This window comes from Azospirillum sp. B506 (genome assembly GCF_000333595.1).
Taxonomy (GTDB): domain Bacteria; phylum Pseudomonadota; class Alphaproteobacteria; order Azospirillales; family Azospirillaceae; genus Azospirillum.
In genome coordinates, this window is sequence record NZ_BADK01001093.1 from 1 (window position 1) to 291 (window position 291).

Annotated in this window: 1 protein-coding gene; it reads right to left on the minus strand. The window is 70.4% G+C overall.

Going from position 1 to position 291, the window contains the following annotated elements; translation table 11 throughout:
* Positions 1-222, minus strand: a 222-nt coding sequence (locus I71_RS33645) for a nucleotide exchange factor GrpE (protein ID WP_042704544.1), incomplete at its 3' end; no start/stop codon positions are given.
* Positions 223-291: the final 69 nt, after the last annotated feature.

Below are 291 nucleotides of genomic sequence, written 5' to 3' on the forward strand. Positions count from 1 at the left end.
GTCCCGGGGACCTCTAGAGTCGGACACGGCGTATTTGGCGGTGTCCTCACGCTCCTTCTGGGCGCGGCGGCGGGTGTTCTCCGCCTCGGCCATGCTGCGCAGCAGCTGGTCCTTCAGGGACGCGACCTCGGCCGCCAGCGTGGCGACGGCGTCCGACGATGCCGGCGCGTCCGGGGCGGCGTCGGTTTCGGGGGCGGTGGTCGTCTCGGTGTGATCGGTCATCTTGGGGGCAGTCTCTAAGGGTGTGCGAAAGGGGCGGCTCACCACCGCCGGGACGGGTGGAAGATAGGC